Origin of the sequence: Flavobacterium gelatinilyticum (genome assembly GCF_027111295.1) — a bacterium.
Classification (GTDB): domain Bacteria; phylum Bacteroidota; class Bacteroidia; order Flavobacteriales; family Flavobacteriaceae; genus Flavobacterium; species Flavobacterium gelatinilyticum.
The window spans coordinates 1,626,937-1,646,645 of record NZ_CP114287.1; the positions used below are offsets into that span (position 1 = coordinate 1,626,937).

The 19,709-nt window shown below is 35.8% G+C and carries 12 protein-coding genes; 1 reads left to right on the plus strand and 11 read right to left on the minus strand.

Features of this window, described 5'->3' with window-relative positions; all coding sequences use genetic code 11:
- Nucleotides 1–274 precede the first annotated feature (274 nt).
- The 8 genes from OZP11_RS07000 to OZP11_RS07035 form a co-directional block, all read right to left on the minus strand.
- A complete protein-coding gene (locus tag OZP11_RS07000) occupies nt 275–418 on the minus strand; it encodes a hypothetical protein (RefSeq protein ID WP_165608771.1) in 144 nt (47 codons plus the stop codon).
- A gap of 50 nt (nt 419–468) precedes the next feature.
- Nucleotides 469–1,053, minus strand: a complete 585-nt coding sequence (locus OZP11_RS07005) for an RNA polymerase sigma factor (RefSeq protein WP_281234508.1) — start codon at nt 1,051–1,053, stop codon at nt 469–471.
- A 320-nt stretch (nt 1,054–1,373) separates the two neighbouring features.
- Nucleotides 1,374–2,132 carry a glycoside hydrolase family 16 protein gene (locus tag OZP11_RS07010; protein WP_281234509.1) on the minus strand — a complete coding sequence of 253 codons (759 nt, stop codon included), beginning with the start codon at nt 2,130–2,132 and terminating at the stop codon, nt 1,374–1,376.
- Nucleotides 2,133–2,205: 73 nt separating this feature from the next.
- Nucleotides 2,206–3,864, minus strand: coding sequence for a family 16 glycosylhydrolase (locus OZP11_RS07015; protein ID WP_281234510.1), 1,659 nt, complete (start codon nt 3,862–3,864; stop codon nt 2,206–2,208).
- A gap of 57 nt (nt 3,865–3,921) precedes the next feature.
- Entirely contained in the window at nt 3,922–5,517 is a 1,596-nt protein-coding gene (locus OZP11_RS07020; RefSeq protein WP_281234511.1) for a hypothetical protein, read from the minus strand.
- Nucleotides 5,518–5,529: 12 nt separating this feature from the next.
- Nucleotides 5,530–7,029: a RagB/SusD family nutrient uptake outer membrane protein gene (locus OZP11_RS07025; RefSeq protein WP_281234512.1), complete on the minus strand. Its 1,500-nt coding sequence runs from the start codon at nt 7,027–7,029 to the stop codon at nt 5,530–5,532.
- 11 nt (nt 7,030–7,040) lie between these two features.
- Entirely contained in the window at nt 7,041–10,103 is a 3,063-nt protein-coding gene (locus OZP11_RS07030) for a SusC/RagA family TonB-linked outer membrane protein (protein ID WP_281234513.1), read from the minus strand.
- A 241-nt stretch (nt 10,104–10,344) separates the two neighbouring features.
- Complete coding sequence (locus OZP11_RS07035) at nt 10,345–13,149, minus strand: triple tyrosine motif-containing protein (RefSeq protein WP_281234514.1); 2,805 nt, start codon at nt 13,147–13,149, stop codon at nt 10,345–10,347.
- 197 nt (nt 13,150–13,346) lie between these two features.
- Here OZP11_RS07035 and uvrA point away from each other — a divergent pair, with 197 nt between their 5' ends.
- Nucleotides 13,347–16,142: an excinuclease ABC subunit UvrA gene (gene uvrA, locus OZP11_RS07040; protein ID WP_281234515.1), complete on the plus strand. Its 2,796-nt coding sequence runs from the start codon at nt 13,347–13,349 to the stop codon at nt 16,140–16,142.
- 61 nt (nt 16,143–16,203) lie between these two features.
- Here uvrA and OZP11_RS07045 read toward each other — a convergent pair whose 3' ends face one another.
- The 3 genes from OZP11_RS07045 to OZP11_RS07055 form a co-directional block, all read right to left on the minus strand.
- Nucleotides 16,204–16,503, minus strand: coding sequence for a hypothetical protein (locus OZP11_RS07045; protein ID WP_281234516.1), 300 nt, complete (start codon nt 16,501–16,503; stop codon nt 16,204–16,206).
- 325 nt (nt 16,504–16,828) lie between these two features.
- Nucleotides 16,829–18,298: an oligosaccharide flippase family protein gene (locus OZP11_RS07050; RefSeq protein WP_281234517.1), complete on the minus strand. Its 1,470-nt coding sequence runs from the start codon at nt 18,296–18,298 to the stop codon at nt 16,829–16,831.
- A gap of 54 nt (nt 18,299–18,352) precedes the next feature.
- The gene (locus OZP11_RS07055) at nt 18,353–19,639 is read right to left on the minus strand and encodes a glycosyltransferase family 4 protein (RefSeq protein WP_281234518.1); all 1,287 of its coding nucleotides are present in this window, start codon (nt 19,637–19,639) and stop codon (nt 18,353–18,355) included.
- Nucleotides 19,640–19,709 lie beyond the last annotated feature (70 nt).

A 19,709-nucleotide genomic window follows, 5' to 3' on the forward strand; every position in this document is an offset into this window, starting at 1 on the left:
TTACTTTTTAACTAAAATAAAATTAAATTCCGAATAATTAAATAATTTTTAAAGAATATATTAAATTTTAACAACCTCAACCAAAACCAACCTAAAATACTTACATCTTTGCTTTTAAAATGCACAGAAATACATTCAATTGTAAAATAAGGACCGAGAGATAACGTCATAAAAAAAACTCACTATTGTATTTGCATACGAACAGTGAGCTTTTAACCAAAACGACCATTTGGTTTTTTCGAAATAAACATCCGACCATAGGGCGGCGGGCTGTTTAATTAGCTATTATTTCAAAACTTTTATCTTCGATTTTCACCACCTTAAGGGCTTGTGAATAACTAAGTAAAAAAGAAACTACTTCTTTTTTAGGTTTTAAATCTTTTGAAGCTAATGCCTTTTTTGAGTAAATTTTCGCCATACTATGAAAATGTTTATACATAGTATAACGGACTTATTTTCAAATTAGTATTAGTTGGTCAAAATAATTTGATGTTTGTCAATAATTTTTCTTAAATTCATAAGAGCATATCGCATTCTTCCTAAAGCGGTATTGATACTTACATCAGTTAATTCTGATATTTCTTTAAAACTCATATCCTGATACATTCTCATTACCAATACTTCTTTTTGATCATCCGGAAGCTCTTCTATCAATTTTTTCAAATCAACTTCTACCTGATCTGCAATCATTTTACCTTCGATGGTTAATGAATCGTCAGACATTACAGAGAAAATAGAAAATTCTTCTGTTTCCCTGTACATTGGCATTTTTTTGGTTTTACGGAAATGGTCAACGATTAAGTTATGCGAAATACGCATTACCCAAGGCAGGAATTTACCTTCTTCGTTGTAAGAGTTACTTTTTAAAGTTTTGATTACCTTAATGAAAGTATCCTGAAAAATATCATTTGAAATATCTCTGTCAGCGATTTTAGAATATATAAATCCGTAAATTTTAGATTCATGTCTTTTAATTAATGTTGCAAGAGCATTTTCATTGCCTTCAACATAATTTTTCACTAATACAGAGTCTGGAATATGCAGATCAGCCATAGTACTACTTTTTTAGTTTTAATAATTGGAGTAATTTCTAAAAAGTAGTTTTATTTTATAGGCGTGATATTTTTTGACTTATGTTAATATTGTGATCAAATTTAACAAATATTTATTTTATAAAGCAAACAAAAACAATAATAATTAACAATTTATCGTTAAGTTTTTTAATGCAGTCTCCTGAATAGATAAAAATCGTTAAAAAAACAGGAAAATCCTTCTTATTTTCAATACATTAAAAACAGATGTAAATAACTTACAGCTAGACTATTAGACTATTTACATCTGCCAAATATTTATTTTAAAAGCAAGATATGTAATTATTGGTAAACCCTTACATAATCTACGTAAAATTTTTGCGGTAAAACTGAATCATCGACATCCGGTCCGCCAAAATTGCCGCCAATTGCTAAATTTACAATGATATAAAATGGTTTATCAAAAGGCCACGTATTTTCATTTTTGATTTCAGGATTGAAAGTATAAACTAAAGTTGTATCAACAAAAAAATCGATTTTGTCTTTATTCCATTCGATGGCATATACATGATAACCTTCTTCGATATTTGGAAATTCGGTTCTTTTGGTATTAATGGTGTTTCCGTGGCTGTCTTGTGTATGAAGTGTTGTGTAGACCATGTGAGGATCTCTTCCTATATATTCTAAGATATCAATTTCTCCGGTTTTTGGCCATTTCACCTCATCAATATTGGCGCCTAACATCCAGAATGCGGGCCATAATCCGTGTCCGACCGGAAGTTTTGCTCTTGCTTCAATACGTCCGTATTTAAATTCTTTTTTGCCTTTTGTCGTAATTTTTGTTGAAGAATAGACATTTCCGTCTTTTTTGGCTTCAATAATTAAATTTCCGTCTTTTATTTCGTGGTTGGTTTTGGTATAAATTTGTCTTTCGTTATTTCCCCAGCCGCATAAATTAGGACATCCGTCACCGGTTTCGAAATTCCAGAATTTTTCATTTATCGTTTTTTTACTGAAATTTTCCTCCCAGACTAATTTTCTTTTTACTTCCTGGGCATAGGAAAATCCGCAGACTAATAACAACAGTACTAGCTTGTTCATAGTTTTATTTTAAAAATTATAAATTAAGAAGGCCAGCCGAAACTGACCTTCTCACTCTTACTAATTAATTAACCTATTGATATACTTTAACGTAATCAACTTCCAGGGTTGACTGTGTAAAAGCAGGATCAATATTGCCTCCCAAATTACCACCCATTGCAACATTCAGTATTAAGAAAAAGTCGCTGTTAAAAGGTAATGATCCATCATTTGGCAATGAATGTATTATTGTATCGTCAACATATATTGTTATAGATGCAGGACTCCAGATCGTTTTGTAGACGTGGAATTCTGTAGACACATTTGGAATAGTTTTAGAAGCCGTATTGGCATTTCCGCCGAAACGTCCGGGATAATGAAATGTTCCATGAACCAGATTCTGAGCGTTTCCTACGTGTTCCATAATGTCAATTTCGCCGCAGGCCGGCCAGATTTTCGTAGCATAATTCTGCCCCAGCATCCAGATAGCAGGCCATGTTCCGCCGCCAGAAGGTAATTTGGCACGAACCTCAACTTTACCGTACGTAAAGGCATATTTACCATCTGTTTTCAGTCTTGCCGAAGAATATTCTGCTCCTCCAGAAGCTTCTTTTTTGGCTGTAATTTTCAGGAACCCTCCTTCAACCTTAATATTAGAAGCTGAATTGGTATAATTTTGTTTTTCATTATTTCCCCAGCCGTTATCTCCTCTTCCTAAATCGTAAACCCATTTAGAAGGATCTGGTGCTCCGTCAACATCAAATTCATCTGACCATACTAAGTTGGTGTAATCTGTTGTTGGATTCTGATTTGGTGGTGTTGTAGTAAAGGTATGATACCATGCCAGTGCCGGATTACCGCCCATTACCGCTCTTACTACCATACGGTTTGCTGTTATAGATAGAATTTCGTACGAACTTTGTCCGATATAATACCCCATGAAACCATTGTCTGAGAAGTTCAGCATTGTTCCTCTGGTTTGAGTCTGATGATTTGGATTAGACATTACAACCGATTCTGAAGGGCTTAATGAAACCGTTTTTACGCCGCCAGTATTGTAAGCTAAACAAGCATCGTCTGGTGAACTTCCTCCTGCTACACTTGCAAAAGCAGCATTAAAGAATGTTGATCCTCCGTTGTCTAATTCAAATTTCAATTGCTCCCCGTCTAAAGAGAAAGTCAGCACATTTTCGTATAAACAGCTGCTAGTAGGCGATGCTGCTTTTTCGAATGCTCCGGCAGAGTAATAATTTGGATAGTAGTTTTTAGTAGCGTCACTATCATTCTGACCAACACCTAAATGCCCAGGTTCAGAAGCTGACCAATACCATTTTTTAGATGTTCCGCCAGTTAAGAACTGTACTGCTTCAGGATCGCTGAAATTGCTTAACACTTCCACTTCAACAGTTGTATTTGATGCTACACCTCCCCTGCCGTATGCAATTACGGTTACGGTATATTTATTTACACCTGTTTTAGTGAATGTTTTTTCGAAATGACCGCCCGGTGCATTTGCTGATGTACCATCGCTAAATGTATATTTAAACGAAACGGCATTATCCGCAGTAGCTATAAGTTTTACTTTTCCGGATCCGTCTCCAAAAGGATCATCTGCAGTTTTACCTACAAGAGCAGCCGTAACCTTAATATTTGACGGTGCACTCAGATCGCCGAAGGAATAATCGTCGTTCTGACAACTTATTGCTAAGAGCAGTGCAAAAAGTAATACGAAGTATTTATTGTATTTTTTCATTTTTCTGATTTTTATAAAATGTAAATTCATTTTAATTGCATTGATAATCCCTTGTTCCTATTTATGGAAATACACATTATCAATATAAATAGTATGGCTTCCGCTTGGGTTTCCTGAGTAAATAAGCTGTGCAATATGTGCTCTGGTTGTTAATCCGGTAAAATCACTTAACGGAATATCCAGGCTTACCCACTGTCCTTGTGCCGGAGCGGTAAATCGCAATTCGTGTTCTTTGTCATCTCCTCCTCCGTTGTATACTCCGTTTGGTCCAAAATCAACTAATTTAATTCGGAATTCTGTAAAATCAGACGACCATACATCTACATGGAAATGTGTCATACCGCTGGCATCTATTGGGGACGAAGGTTCTATACCTACAAAATTTAAATCAGAATATTTTTTAACTGCATTTCCTGCAACAGCTGTTTCTTCTAATGTTGCTGCAGACCAGTCTGTACGCCAGGTTTGAATGCCAATATTAGAATAAGCATCGCTGAATAATGAAATTACATCTCCCGAGGCTCTTGTTGGGGTTGGTGCCGGAGTTGTAAGTGATTCGCTGTCTTTATAGAAATAAATATTATCGATATAAACATTTTTACCGGCAGGTAATCCAACTAATTTTAATTGGAATATATCATTTACAGTCATTCCCTGGCTTGTGAATGCCGAAATAGGAATATTTAAACTTGTCCACTGATTCGCTGTAAGATTACTTGTTACTGGTCTTTCAACCGGTCCCGGCTTGATTAAAGATACTTCCAGTTTATCTAAATCTGCTGTCCAGACATCCATATGAAGATATTCCATTCCGGAAACATCAATTGTCACACCGTCAGCCAGGGCAATTCCCTGATAATTCAGATTGTTATAATTCAGGATTTTGTCTCCATTCAGATCAAATTCAGTATAGCTTGTAGACTGACCCCAGTTAGGATAGAAATTGGTTCCTGCTACATTTGTATATTTTGAACTGTAAATAGAAATTACATTTCCTGCCAGTCTGTTTGGAGGCGTTGGTGCAGAAGCTGTTGGATTAAGCACTAATTTTGCTGTAACTTCCTGTGTATATTCTGTAGTTTTAACAGCCGCACTTTTTGAAACAACACGAATAGTATACACTCCGGCTTCTTTATATGTGTATGAAACCTCTGCTCCGTTATTAGCAGTAAGCGGTTCTGTTACGCCTTCTTCTCCAAAATAAACATCGTAAAACAAAGCATAATCTGCTGTTGCTTTTACGGTTACTTTTTTAGAAACTGACAAATCATTTGTAACCACTACAACCAAATTTTCAGGTGCTTTGAAAGAAACCACAACTTCCTGAACTTTTTCAGTAGTTTGTCCGTTAACTCCCATTGCAATAATTTTACTTTGGTACACTCCTTCTTTATAAGTATGTGTTGTAGTTCCTCCCGAGGCAAAATAAGCAGATTCGGGAGATCCGTCTCCAAAGTTTATTTTGAATTGTGTTACTCCTTCTCCGGTTGGTAAAAAAGTTACTTTTCCGGAGTTATCCTGAGTTACTGTAGTCAGAGCTGCTAAGTTTGCAGGTCCGCCTAAGCCCTCTAAATCAATATTGTTATCGTCGCTCGAACAGCTTAAGAAAAGCATCAGGGCGAAGAAACTTATAATAAAATGTATTTTTTTCATAATAGTATCTTTTTAATATCCAGGATTTTGCTGCCAGTTTCCGTTTGCGAATTGAATTTCTTCAATTGGAATTGGAAATAATTCGTTCTTGTCTTTTTTGAATCCCGGAATTGTTCCTTCTGCTTTTCCTGTTCTCACCAAGTCAAAGAAACGATGTCCTTCTCCAAAAAGTTCTGCTCTTCTTTCTGCCCAGATAAAATCGGTTAAGGCATTTCCTGAAGCTGCAATATCATGATTGGTATCGCCAAAAGCGCGTCTTCTTACTTCATTAAGATATGTTCTTGCTTTTGCGTCGTTGATGCCGCCTCTGTTATACGCTTCGGCAGCCATTAATAAAACATCCGAATAACGAATAGATCTGTAGTTGTTCGGGTTTGTCAGGTTTAAATCTCCTTGAGCATCGTTGCTTCTTTTTCTAGGAAGGTATTTTCTGTTGAAAAAACCAGTGTCTTCATTTCCTTTCCCAAATGCTACTCCATTACCATTATCCCATGTTGGATTAGCCGCAGCCCAAGCCGCAATATCTAAAATGGTAACATCTTTACGTCTGTCACCTACTTCAAATGAATCTGCACTTTCCTGAGTTGGGATATTAAAACTGAATCCTGCTGAAAATAAAGGCCCTGAATATCCTCTTACTCCGCTGAATCCAACTGCCACATTACCCTCGCTGCATTGTAAACATTCGAATCCTGCTCCTTCAACATCTGTATACTGAACTTCAAAAACAGATTCACTTCCGTTTTCTCCTTCCATTTCAAATATGCTATTATAATCTGTTACCAGTGTATATTTTCCGGATGTAATTACCGCCTCAAGTGCAGTTGCGGCCTGCTGGAATTTATTTTGATATAAGTACACTTTTCCAAGCAAAGCCTGTGCTGCAGTTTTTGTAACTCTTCCTGTCTGAGAGGCATTAGGAGCTAAATTTTCTGAAGCAAAAATCAAATCGGCTTCGATTGCGGCATATACTTCCTGAGTTGATAAACGCGGGAATGTTTTTTCGTCACCTACTTTAAATCTGGCATCCGGTTTCATTGGAATTCCTCCAAACCATTTTACCAATTCGAACTCGTAGTAAGCTCTAAGGAAACGAGTTTCGGCAATAAGCTGTGTTTTTCCCTGAAAATCAGTTTTGTCTTTAAACTCCATGATGTAGTTGGTTCTCTGAACTCCTGCAAACATCCAGTCCCAAAGGTTCTTAAGATTACTGTTTACGGGAGTATGAATCATATCATCTATCTGCTGAAATCCTATTACGTCAGTCGGGCTTTCTCCTCCTGCCAGTGTATTATCTGAAGCAATTTCGCCTAATAATGCATTTAAATAGGTAGACTGTAAAATATCGTAAGCTGCGATAAGTGCATCATTGTAATCGCTCTGAGAGTTGAAATAGTTCTCAGAATCGATTGAATAGGCCGGTTTTGGGCTGACAAATTCGTCTGAACAGGAAACACAAAGAGTAGAGAACAGAATGAGTGCCGCAACGGTTGTATATAAATATTTTTTCATTTTAACTGAAATTAAAAATTAATGTTTAAGCCCATAATATAGGTTCTCGGAATAGGATAAAATCCGTAGTCGATTCCGGCACCAATTGGCGACTGAGAAACACCGTCTTTGTTTGTAGGACCAAATGAAGCTCCCGGGTCAAATCCTTTATATTTCGTAAAAGTGTACAGATTATTTACACCGGCATACAATCTTAGTTTGGTAATTCCGGCTTTTTGAGTCACCTGAGGATCAAGCGTATATCCTAACTGAACGTTCTGGATTCTTAAATAAGACGCATCTTCAACAAAATAATCTGAAAGTACATTATTTGACGTCGCGCCTGTTGTTACTCTTGGAACAGTATTGCTTGTGCCTTCGCCTGTCCATCTGTCTAAGACATAATCTAAACGGTTGGCATCAGGCAGTACTCTTTCGTAATTACGTACCATATCATTTCCTACTGAAGCAAATGCATAAACAGCAAAATCAAGATTTTTATAATTTAACTGAACATTGAAACCCATTGTAGCATCGGCAATTGGATCTCCAATATTTGTTTTATCTTTTGTATCGATAACTCCGTCTCCGTTAACATCAACAAAACGAATATCACCTGGAGACGCTTTTGCTCCTAAAGCCTGCTGAGAAGGATGTGCATCCACTTCTGCCTGATTCTGGAAAATACCGTCTGTTTTATATCCATAGAAATAACCAATTGGTTTTCCTTTTTCCATTCTTGATGCTGCAGGCTGTCCTACACCAAAAGAACCCTGCTCGATAAATCCGGTACCGTTATTTACTTCCAGTACTTCATTTTTAAGGAAAGTGACATTGTAACCTATACTCATTGAGAAAGAATCTGAGAATTTCTCTCTGTAATCTATAGCAAATTCAAGTCCTGAATTTCGTACTGTACCTGCATTCATTGTAGGCGGATCTGCTCCAGGAGCTCCAATACCTGTAATTCCCGAAACCGGAATACGCGGAATCAATAAATCTTTTCTGGTATCAATAAAATAATCGGTTACGATAGAAATTTTATCGTCTAATAATCGTAAGTCAAAACCAACGTCAAATTTTCTGGCTTCTTCCCATTTTAAATCCGGGTTTGGGATTTGACCTGTTGCTACTCCGTTTACCAGCGCACCGTTGAAAACATAAGTTGCTTCACCGGTTAATAAACTTAGGAAACCGTTATTAGGAATCTGGTCATTTCCTAAAGTACCGTAACTCGCTCTAAATTTTAAGAAATTTACTGTTTTTGGCTGTCCGAAGAAGCTCTCGTCAGATACCACCCATCCCGCTGTAAAAGAAGGAAAATATCCTACTTTGTTTCCAGGTCCGAATTTAGTAGAAGAATCGCGTCTGATCATAGCTGAGAAAAGGTATTTCCCTTTATAATCATACTGCGCTCTTCCAAAATAAGAAAGTCTTCTCTGATCGTAAACGTAACCGCCTGTATTTAATGCAGTAGGTAATCCTTTTGTTAAAGAAAGATCAGCATAGTCCCATGAATTATTTGGAACATCGTATCCGGTGCCGAATGCTGAATTACCCCACTGTTTGTAAATCGTATTTCCTAAAGTTGCTGTAATATTATGACTTTCGGCGATTTTTGTATTATAGGTTGCATAAATATCAAAAGAGTAATCGTTGTCGTTTGTTGCAGTCTGCGTAACAGAACTTCTTTGTACGTCAAATACTTTTCCGCCGTAGCTTATTTGTTTTCCAAATGTTTTTGCTTCGCTGTTTGAAGTATTAAATCCTATTGAACTTGATAATACAAATCCTTTAAAGATTTTATAGTCCAGACCAAAATTACCATTGATTTTTTTGTAATTGTAATCATTATAGGTATTCTCGATCTGTGCAAGCGGATTGATAATTTCATTTCCTAAGCCAGAGGTTGGCACTAAAGTATATTCGCCTGCATCATTGTAAGGTTTTAAAACAGAAGGAACGTTTAAAGCATTGAACAATACAGAACCTAATCCGTTTTCGTTCAGGGTTTTTCTGTTAAAATAGGTATAGATAACATTTGTTTTTAATTTGAATTTATCACTTAAATCTGCTCCTAAAGCAATTCTTGCCGTGTTTCTTAAAAATCCTGATTTATCTTCTCCTACGATACCTTCCTGGTCCAGATGCGAACCACTGATCGAATACGAAATTTTATCTGATCCTCCTGATATGGTTAAATCGCTGTTGATAAGGGGTACACCTTTACGAACAACTTCTTTCTGCCAGTCGGTTCCTTTACCTAAACCGCTTACATTCGGGTAAGGAAGTGCCTGTCCGCCGTTTGCATAACTTTCGTTCAGCAACAAAGCATATTCTGTCGCATCCAGAGTCGATAATTTTTTAGAAGCTTCCTGAAAACCGGTATAACTGTTGAAAGAAATTTTTGTTTTCGAATTTTTCTTTCCCATTTTGGTAGTAATCAAAATAATCCCGTTTGCTCCAATTGTACCGTAAATAGCAGCCTGAGCATCTTTTAAAACCGTAATCGTTTCGATATCATTAGGATTCAGGACATTTAAATCTCCTACATAACCATCTATAATAGTAGTAGGTCCGTTTTGACCATTTGTGGCTATACCACGAATACGAACATCGATTGGTGCTCCCGGCGCTCCTGACTGCGTGGTAACATTTACCCCCGAAATTGTTCCTTGTAAAGCCTGCTCGATTCTTGCTGGTTTCAGGATATCAAGCGTTTTACTGTCGATTACAGAAACAGCACCCGTAACTTCTCTCTTTTTCTGGGTACCGTAACCAATTACAACGACTTCATCTAATGATTTAGCATCGTCGCTAAGTTTTACCGTCATTTTTGGTCCTGAAACCGCAACTTCCTGCGTTTTAAAGCCAATGTAACTAAAGACAATTGTTGTTCCTTTCGGGACATCATTAAGTTTAAAAGATCCGTCGAAGTCCGTGGTTGTACTTTTGGACGAATTTTTAACTTTTACATTTACTCCCGGCAATGACAATCCGGCAGCATCGAATACAGTTCCTGATACATCCTGATTCTGCGAGAAAGCAAAACCTGTACACAGTAACAGTACTGCAAGTAATAATTTAGATTTCATAATTAGTTAGTTTTTATTGAAGTTTAAAATTATTTGTTCCGCTTATGAAAACGATAAATTTAACCTCAACAAAAAACATACATCACAAAAAAAAGTAGTCGAAAATCAGGATATAATAAAAAATACGCCCAATTGCCTATAATTTCCGAATGTTAATTTCTTTAACATTTTCTCTGGATTTTCCCAAGAAAAGCTTAATGTTGAGGTAATGTATAGTTTTTTGAAGTTGGTTTTTCACCTACTATACAGCCAAAATATATTCTACTAAACCGTTTTCGTGCTGCAAATCCATCTTTTTACGCAAACGGTATCGCTTTATTTCAACGCTCCGAACAGAAATATTAAATAAAGGCGCTATTTCTTTTGATGAAAGGTTTAACCGCAGATAGGCGCATAAACGGAGATCATTTGGCGTAAGGGCGGGATGCATTTGTTTTATCCGCTTTAGAAAATCTTTATCAGCATTATCAAAAGCCTCTTTAAAAACATTCCAGGAATCCTCTTCGGTAATATTTTTATTAATCGTGCTGATAACCGATTTTATATTGGAACTGTCATTTTGGGCCGTCTTTTTTAAATCTTCTTTAATAAAGGCCAGTAATTCGTTTTTACTGTTCAGACTCATGGTCGAAACCGCCAGTTCCCGATTTTTATTATCGACGTCCTGCGAAAGCTGTTCATTTCGAAGTTTCATCAACTGCTGTTCGTTTTCAAGTTCTTTAATCTCCAGCAGAAGATTATTCTCTTCAATCAGTTTTTCTTTTTGTTTCTGATAATAATTGCGATAAGCTTTATTAATAAAATATCCTATCGAAAGCGTAAGAAGGAAATAAATAAACCATGCAAAATTAGTGCTGTACCACGGTTTAAAAATCTGAAAATTATATACCGCCACATTCTGCAGAATCGTATTGGCATATTTTGCCCTTACTTTAAAAGTATATTTCCCGGGAGGCAGGTTTTTAAAATTGGCAGTGGCTTTAGTACTCCATTCGCTCCATTCATTCTGAAAACCTTCAAGCAGGTACTGGTATTCTGAATTGATGTATTTATCGTATTCCGGCACCGTATAATTGAACGTAATATTATTTTCGTCAGAGTCGAAACCGCCGTCATTGTAAATCGCCACATTTTTAAAAATCTCGTTTTGTTTGTTGCTGGTAATGTCTGTTATCAAAACATTGTAATTCTTAAAACTGAGTTCGTCTATATTCAGTGTATAATACCCGTCTGTTGTTCCTATTAAATAAGTCGATTTTGAGATTTGGGTAATATTTTCATATCCCAGCATCGAATTAGTCAAAGAGGATGGAATCGGGATTATATTTTCTTTTAATTGATTACTGAGTTTGCTTGCCGAGAAGTAATGAATGTAATTTTTAGAAAAAAGCCAGATTTTGTTCGAATTATCCACAATCAGTTTTCCCGAAGTATATTCGTCTTTTTCGAAAATAGAACTTAAAATACTGTCTTTTTCAAATAATCGCGTTTTAGGGTTTAATTTAAAGATACCGCCTTTATACGCATAATAAATATGATTATTAAAAGTCGTAAGACTCGCACCCTGCCCTTTTTGCGGCGATTTATAAGTATAGAAATTATTGGTTCTCAAAAGCGCTTTGTCCGGTTTTAATCTAAAAATCCCTTTGTATTCGTGGCTTACATAAATTTCCAGATTTTTGGTAATTTCAAAATAACGGGACGAATAATCAAATCCCTGAATTTTATTTTTGAAAACCCATTGATTGTTTACTTTTTCCAAAACCGAAAGTCCGTAATAATTCCCCTGAAGCAGCAGGTTTTTATTACCCGGAACTGGTTCAAACTTCCAACTTCCCGAGGCTGAAAAAATGGATTTAGCCGAATTACCTGTAACAACAAAAGTTCCCGAATCGTGTCCGCAAAAAAGCGTATTATCATACGTAAATAAGGACCAGACCTGCCCCTTTGTTCCGTTGATAAACTTAAAGTCTGAACTGCTTTGAACCGGTTTGCAAAACAATCCCTGATTTGTACCTATATAAAGCGTTCCGTTAAAAACAGCCGAGGCATAAACGGTTCCCAAAACACCCGTATCGTCTGTAAAACTATGTACTGCCGACTGCACATTGATACAGTTTATGCCGTTATCAAGACCAATCCATAAATTCTGGTCTTTGTCTTCAAAAAGAGACAAAGCCGTATTATTGCTTAATCCTTTACTCTGCGAAAGATGGTATTTTAGTTTTCCTTTATCAGTTAAAATAAAAATTCCGTTCGAAACGGTTCCAAGTGCAAAACTTCCGTCTTTAAGCCTCTGGCTGCTATAAACAAAATCCGATTTTAAATCTAAATCTATATCTGTGGCTATAGCTGTTAACGAATTTCCGGAGAGCTTGTACATTCCGTCCTGCTGCGTCTGGATCAGCAATCCGTCATCTGTCGTAAAAACATTTGCAATTGTGAACTTTTTAAGCACCGGATGGTCTGAAACCAATTTAGCTTCACCGCTTTCAATTTCAAAAAGCCCTTCTTTCATTGTCTGAAAATAAATGGCATTTTTTTGCGCAAAAGATTTTATGACTCCGTTCTTCGGGGCCACAATTTCCATTTTTTTCGTTTTGGTATCATAAATGTAAATTCGGTTCAGGGACTGAAACAGAATCCACTGATCGTATTTTAAGATATTCCAGAACTGCTCGTCGTCTAAGATTTTATCTTTTATATCATCACTCAGCGAAGTATACTTTAGTCTCCCATTGGTATTTCGGGTCCAATAGCCAAAATTCATATAACTGCCCGTATAAATTCTGCTGCCAATAACTTTTACAGACCGCACAATGGTTTCATTAGGCCCGGGATACAACTGCCAGCTCGTTCCGTTATATTCCAGAAGCCCGTCGTTGTTGGCAAAATAAAGGTAATTTTTATCATCCTGAGAAATCATCCAGTTTTGATTTCCGGCACCGTAAACGGCAGATGAATATTTGATAATCGGCGGGAGTTCCTGTGAAGACACAATAAGACCGATTAAAATGAACAAGGTGGTGGTTAGTTTAGTTTTCAAGTTTTGGAAATGATATTAAAATAATACTATTACAGTCCTAAAATAAGCCATTTTATGATGAAACAATAATTTTTTAATAAAAAAAATACCAATATGAAGATGAGATTTTACAGTGATAATTCTGTTAGGATTTGGAACAATATCTGTAACAGAACTCTGTTCAAAATTGATTACTTTTGTAAAAATTGACTTTTTTTATGCAAATCGATCTTTCGACACTCGACCCAAAGCAGAATATTATAATAAAAGGAGCGCAGGTACATAATTTAAAAAATGTAGATGTTGCTATTCCCCGAAATAAACTTGTCGTTATTACAGGTCTCTCAGGATCAGGAAAATCAAGTCTCGCATTTGATACACTGTATGCCGAAGGACAGCGCCGTTATGTAGAAAGTTTATCTTCTTACGCGCGTCAGTTTCTTGGTCGTCTGGACAAGCCAAAGGTAGAATATATAAAAGGTATTGCGCCGGCAATTGCCATTGAGCAGAAAGTAAATACAACAAACGCACGATCTACCGTAGGAACTTCTACAGAGATTTACGATTATATAAAACTTTTGTTTGCCAGAATTGGACGTACGTACTCTCCGGTTTCAGGACAAGAGGTTAAAAAAAATACGGTTTCTGATGTTATTGCTGATGTAAAAACACTGGAAATCGACAGTAAATGGCTTCTTCTGGCGCCTATTCATCTTGAAGAGGGCCGTCAGCTTGAAGACAAATTAAAAATACTTTTGCAGCAGGGTTTTGCCCGTATTCTGGTAGAAAATGAAATGGTTCGTCTGGACGAATTTTCGGCTGAGAATCTTCATAACCTGGACAATAAAGACATTCTGCTCATTATTGACCGTATTGTGGTAAAGGAAGAAGAAGAATTCTACAATCGCCTTGCAGATGCTGTGCAGACTGCTTTTTTTGAAGGAAAAGGAATTTGTTTCCTTCAGGAATTAGGTTCAGATAAAAAATTCTCTTATTCTAATAATTTTGAACTCGACGGCATTACGTTCTTAGAACCCAATGTGCATTTGTTCAGTTTCAACAATCCGTATGGAGCTTGTCCGGTTTGCGAAGGTTACGGAAATATTATAGGAATAGATGCCGATTTAGTGGTTCCGAATACTTCATTGTCTATTTTTGAAAGTGCCATTTATCCATGGCGCGGCGACAGCATGAGCTGGTACAAAGACGAACTGGTAAAACATGCTTATAAGTTCGATTTTCCTATTCATAAACCTTATTTTGAACTTTCAGAAGAACAAAAAGATATAATCTGGACCGGAAACAAGTACTTTCAGGGTCTAAATGACTTCTTCAGGGAACTTGAAGAGAAAAACTATAAAATACAAAATCGTGTAATGCTTTCGCGTTATCGCGGTAAAACAAAATGCCACGCCTGTCGCGGAAAACGTTTACGCGAAGAAGCATCGTATGTAAAGATTGGCGGTAAAACAGTTTCTGATTTAGTAGATCTTCCTATTAAACATCTGGTTACTTTTTTCAAAAATCTTGAACTCAATCAATACGAGCAGCAGATTGCAAAACGTTTAATGGTGGAAATCAATAACCGTTTATCGTTTTTAACAGAAGTAGGATTGGATTATCTTACCTTGAACCGAAACTCTTCTACACTTTCAGGAGGAGAATCGCAGCGTATCAATTTGGCTACTTCTTTAGGAAGCAGTTTAGTAGGTTCAATGTACATTTTAGATGAGCCGAGTATTGGACTTCACCCTAAAGATTCTGAAAGACTGATTAAAGTTTTGCTGTCTCTTCGTGATTTAGGAAACACCGTTATTGTCGTAGAGCACGACGAGGATATTATGAAAGCAGCTGATATGATTATTGATATTGGTCCCGAAGCAGGAACTTTTGGAGGAAAGCTTGTTGCGCAGGGTACTTATGAAGAAATTTTACAATCTGATTCGCTTACTTCAAAATATTTAAATGGCGATTTGGAAATTTCTGTTCCTAAAAAGAGAAGAAAATACAAGAATCATATTGATATTATCGGCGCAAGAGAAAACAATCTGAAAAACATCAATGTTACTTTCCCTCTTGATGTTTTAACAGTGGTTACCGGAGTTTCCGGAAGCGGAAAAAGTACTTTGATCAAAAAGATTTTATTTCCGGCCATGCAGAAAAAACTCGAAAGTGCTGCCGAAAAAGCTGGACAGTTCAGCGAAATATCCGGTTCTTTCTCTCAGATTAAACATATCGAATACGTAGATCAGAATCCTATTGGAAGAAGTTCAAGATCCAATCCGGTAACCTATATAAAAGCCTACGACGATATTCGTGATTTGTATGCCAAAGAAAAATTATCCAAAATAAGAGGTTATCAGGCCAAACATTTCTCTTTTAACGTTGACGGAGGCCGATGTGAAACTTGCAAAGGAGAAGGAACAATTAACGTTGAAATGGTATTCATGGCCGATGTTTCGCTTCCTTGTGAAACCTGCGGCGGAAAACGATTTAAAAAAGAAATTCTCGAAGTTACTTTTGATAATCAGAACATCAATGATATCCTGACGATGACTATTGATGATGCGATTGCGTTTTTTGAGAAAAACAAACAATCCAAAATCACGCAAAAGTTACAGCCTTTACAAGATGTTGGATTAGGGTATGTTCAGTTAGGACAATCTTCTTCTACGCTTTCGGGCGGTGAAGCACAGCGTATTAAACTGGCTTCATTTTTAGTAAAAGGAGCTACAAAAGACAAAGCCTTATTTGTTTTTGATGAACCTACGACAGGGCTTCATTTTCATGATATTAAAAAACTGCTGGCTTCTTTTGATGCCTTAATCGAAAAAGGACATTCTATTATTGTAATCGAACACAATCTGGATTTAATTAAATGTGCAGACTGGATTATAGATCTTGGACCTGAAGGAGGAGAAAACGGAGGGCATTTATTAGCTGCCGGAACGCCGGAAGAGGTAGTGAAAATTAAAGAATCGGTTACGGGAATTTATTTAAAGGATAAACTCTAAAAATAATCACAAAAAAAGCCCTGAATTTTTCAATTCAGGGCTTTTGATTTTTAGAGTCTCTTTATGCTACTAAACATTTTTCCTCAAACGGAAAACCATCTTCATCAATAGCAACTAATACCTTTTTTTGTTTAGAAGCCTCGAAGGTTAAATAAAGCCATGCAAATGACCATAATCCGAGGGTTAAACAAAAAATAATGAAATTTAAACTGTGATTTACCACTTTTCCTCCCTTTGAAAGAACTGCGAAAAGGAATTCGTCATTTCTCTCCTCCAGTGTAAAACCGTTATGAACTTTATTGGAAATCATATCGGAAAACACCTGTACACTTTGCTCCTGGCTAAGCTGATTGCTCTTCATAATCATTTGTTTGTGTTTGTCTATATGCGCGGTCCTGTTTACATTTTAATATGTACTCCAACCTAAATAACCCTTAAATTATCCCATTTATTGTGTCAGTTGTATTTTTTAACTAACTATGGAAATGCGAAAAATTCTACATAAAATTAGATTTTATTAATTTAACTACAAAATAATTCTAAGAAAATTTTAAGATTACCTTCACATATTCAGTATATTATAAATAAAATATTCTTTTTTATCTGTTATATTAAAAATATGGCACGTAAAATTAATAGTACATAATTTTAAAGGAGTGCAATTCAGAGCAATCAGAAAAAACGAATTAGATTTTTATTCCTATTTTTTTCAAAATGGTATCAATTACTTTATTAATATCGGGAGAAATATTAAATCGATAGTTTAGATAAACATATAAAATGGTTACTAAAATAGATTTTAAAGCAATACTGATAAGTTGAAAAAACGGAAATTCCCAGAAGTAAAACACCAAAAACAATGCAAATGTCAGGATCATTGACGAAATGGTTTCTTTTGTAAAAGGATAAAGACCCAATTTTTTTACAACAAACAATAATTTGGCAAGGCTGTATAAGGTAATAGATAATAAAGTAGCAAATGCTGAACCAAAAATCCCAAAAATAGGAATAAAGATCATGTTCAGGATTACCGTTAAAACTACCAGCATTAATCCAAGATACAACACCATTCGGTAATATTTTGTATTGAATATAATGGCATTATTGTTTCCTAAAATCAAATCAAAATACTTCGAAAGACCAATCATAAATACAACCGAAATACCGCCGCTGTATTCTTTTGGAACCAATTCGTATAACTGATTAATATTTACAAAAATACACAGCATTACAAATCCGCCCACCATTTGAAGGTTTATGGATGTTTTTTTATACAGCTGATTCAATTCATCGTGTTTGTTTTCGTGCATCAGTTTCGCCGTAATTGGATACACAATTTGATGCATGGCCCTGCTTGGAACCGAAATTACCAAAGCAATATAGGTAGCAACAGAATAATAGGCAATATTCTCAATCTTCATATATTGGTTCAGCATCAGTTTATCACCGTCTAAAAGCAGGTTGGCCACACTTCCTGATAAGATAATATAAAAGGTGTATTCCATCACGCTTTTTACATTTTCAGGAATCGTAATCTGAAAGTTCGGACGTTTGATGTAAAAGGCATAAAACATGGTTACAATAAACGCCAGAAAATAAATCGCGGCGGTTACATAAACAAACTGCACCAATGAAATCCAATGAAAATAAAGACCAATTAAAGCCAGTGTCGAAAGAAGTCTTAAACCCACTTCTTTAATAAAATTACCAAATACGGAATGCATATGAACCCGCGCCCAGGCATAGAAAATCTCAAAATACGCCATGCAGATTCCTATAAACGGAATCAAAAGCATAAACTCCCTTACAACAGGATTTTCTTTTGAAACAAAGTCTGTAATGTCATCATAAAAGAAAATACCAATCAATCCCAACGGAATACACATAAGAATAGGAAACAAGGCTGTAAAGGACAAAAACTGTTCTCGCTGCTCTTCGGTTTCGTACTGCGAATAAAACTTAACTAATGTATTCTGCATTCCAATCGCAAACAAAGGCATTATAACATTTGCAGCAGAAGTAATATAATTTGTTAAAGCATAATAGGTTGCCCCTAGAAATACTGGATATAAATACAGTGTATTGATGGCCCCGATCCCGAAACCAATATAAGTGATAATAGTGTTTTTAAAAGACTGATTTAAGACAATGCCCATTTCTAATTGTAGACTGTAGAGTTCTGATTAATTGATTATTGATTCTTTAAGCGTTTATTTATTAATCAACTCTACTAATTGCTTGGTAAGGTTTTTTCTTGAATACTGCTGTAAACCAACTGCATACGATTGTAATTTTCCTTCCAGAAATTGATTATAAAAGTCCAAAATTACACTTTTTAATCTGGCTTTTTCCGAATAATCAAAAAATACGCCTGTATTTGTTTCTTTTATAATATCAGCAAAATCGGAACCTGTTGGCCCTATGGCAATAATTGGGCGGTTAGAAACCATATATTCGAACAATTTCCCCGGAATGATGCTTTTGGTATCTTCAGAGTTAATTTCGATTAAAAGCAGCACCTGAGACTTTCTTTGGTGTGCAATGGCTTCATTGTGCGATACATAACCTACAAGATTTAGATAAGTATTCAAATTTGATTCTGAAATCGAATCTAATACTTCCTGACTTACAGCGCCAATTAATTTTATTTCTAAATGGTTTTTAAAATCCGGAATTTCATTTAGCAATTCAACCAGACATTCCCACAAAAATTTCGGATTTCTGTCTGATAAAAACGAACCAATATGCGCCAGTGTAAATTTAGAATCTAAAGTCTGTTTTGCAACATTTTCGTTATCATAACCATTTGTAATCACAGAAATCGGTTTATTGGTAATGGCCTGAAATTCTGTTTTTGTCGTTTTGCTGGTAACTATAATTGTATCAGCTGTATTAAGAACTTTATGTTCTAACTTTTTATGTTTTTTATCAGCATAAGAGGAAAGACGCAAAGCTTTATGATAACCAATTGTTGTCCATGGATCACGAAAATCGGCAAACCATTTTACGTTTAGTTTTTCCTTTAATTCCAACCCAATTAAATGCAAACTATGAGGCGGTCCCGATGTAACAATCGTATCGATGTTATTTTCTTTTATATATTTTTCGAGATATGCAACAGACGGTTTTACCCAAAATACACGGGCATCCGGAATAAACAGGTTACCGCGAACCCATAAAAAAAGTTTATCCAGAAAGGTCTGTTTCTTTTTATGCGGAAAAATTCCGGAACTGATTTTCTTGGTTTTATTTTTCGAAAACACAGAAGCCAGCTGATACGGTTCCCATATTTTATTTTTAAGTATTATAACTTTATCTGATATTTCACTTACCAGACCTTCGTCAATAATAGGATACGTTGGATTTTCAGGAATATAAACAATCGGCTGAACATCAAATTCAGGAAGATATTTTACAAATTTCAGCCAGCGCTGTACACCCGGTCCACCTGCAGGCGGAAAATAATAGGTTATTATTAAGAGTTTTTTTTGTTCCAATGAAAATCGTTTATTATTGTAAAATGGAAAATTTTGAGAATCTCTGTGAAATCTTTGACAGCTCTGCGAA

Bases quoted from the DNA above. Each gene is read 5' to 3' on its own strand.
- OZP11_RS07000 (WP_165608771.1), bottom strand. From the start codon at position 418: ATGGCGAAAATTTACTCAAAAAAGGCATTAGCTTCAAAAGATTTAAAA.
- OZP11_RS07005 (WP_281234508.1), bottom strand. From the start codon at position 1,053: ATGGCTGATCTGCATATTCCAGACTCTGTATTAGTGAAAAATTATGTT.
- OZP11_RS07010 (WP_281234509.1), bottom strand. From the start codon at position 2,132: ATGAACAAGCTAGTACTGTTGTTATTAGTCTGCGGATTTTCCTATGCC.
- OZP11_RS07015 (WP_281234510.1), bottom strand. From the start codon at position 3,864: ATGAAAAAATACAATAAATACTTCGTATTACTTTTTGCACTGCTCTTA.
- OZP11_RS07020 (WP_281234511.1), bottom strand. From the start codon at position 5,517: ATGAAAAAAATACATTTTATTATAAGTTTCTTCGCCCTGATGCTTTTC.
- OZP11_RS07025 (WP_281234512.1), bottom strand. From the start codon at position 7,029: ATGAAAAAATATTTATATACAACCGTTGCGGCACTCATTCTGTTCTCT.
- OZP11_RS07030 (WP_281234513.1), bottom strand. From the start codon at position 10,103: ATGAAATCTAAATTATTACTTGCAGTACTGTTACTGTGTACAGGTTTT.
- uvrA (WP_281234515.1), top strand. From the start codon at position 13,347: ATGCAAATCGATCTTTCGACACTCGACCCAAAGCAGAATATTATAATA.
- OZP11_RS07045 (WP_281234516.1), bottom strand. From the start codon at position 16,503: ATGAAGAGCAATCAGCTTAGCCAGGAGCAAAGTGTACAGGTGTTTTCC.
- OZP11_RS07050 (WP_281234517.1), bottom strand. From the start codon at position 18,298: ATGGGCATTGTCTTAAATCAGTCTTTTAAAAACACTATTATCACTTAT.